The sequence below is a fragment of the Lentimicrobium sp. L6 genome (assembly GCF_013166655.1).
Taxonomy (GTDB): Bacteria; Bacteroidota; Bacteroidia; order Bacteroidales; family UBA12170; genus UBA12170.
Genome location: NZ_JABKCA010000190.1, coordinates 1 through 586, shown reverse-complemented (window position 1 = coordinate 586; position 586 = coordinate 1). Strand labels below are relative to the sequence as shown.

Annotated in this window: 1 protein-coding gene; it reads right to left on the bottom strand. The window is 34.3% G+C overall.

Annotated elements, in window-relative coordinates; genetic code table 11:
- Positions 1-49 precede the first annotated feature (49 nt).
- The gene (locus HNS38_RS20155) at positions 50-412 is read right to left on the bottom strand and encodes a Fur family transcriptional regulator (protein ID WP_172347017.1); all 363 of its coding nucleotides are present in this window, start codon (positions 410-412) and stop codon (positions 50-52) included.
- Between the last annotated feature and the right edge of the window lie 174 nt (positions 413-586).

Below are 586 nucleotides of genomic sequence, written 5' to 3'. Positions count from 1 at the left end.
AATCATATGTATATCTGTAACTTAAAAAAATAGACAGCTTAAGTTAACGCTAATGACCTTTGGGAAGGCTATTAATTTGAATTTCCTGTTTATCCAAACAAATGGTCTTATCACATTCCTGACAATGAAAATGAGGATGAATATCGAGATGTTGAGCAGAGCCACAAGAATCGTGACAAAGGGCATATTTGGTGGAATTGCTACCATCTTTTATCTGATGAATGACACCTTTTTGCTCAAAGGTTTTAAGGGTACGAAATAGGGTAGCCCTATCGCCCCAAGGCAATAAATCTTCTAGATCAGCTAAAGATAAAGCATACTCATGCTTCAAAAACACATCCAAAACCAATTCTCGATTGGCTGTGATTTTTACTTTCTTTTCCTCTAGTATTTCTATTCTTGTTTTTTTCATTTTCGTGGGCAAAGATAGTATTCTAATCCCAGCAACAATAAGCTTTATAGAAATATTCATCTGTTGAATTACTCATATTTATCTATATATAAGCACAATAAAGTTTGTTTATATGGTATATTTTGGATAGGCTGACTCATGTTGTGCCACCTATACCGATGTAACTGTGCCACT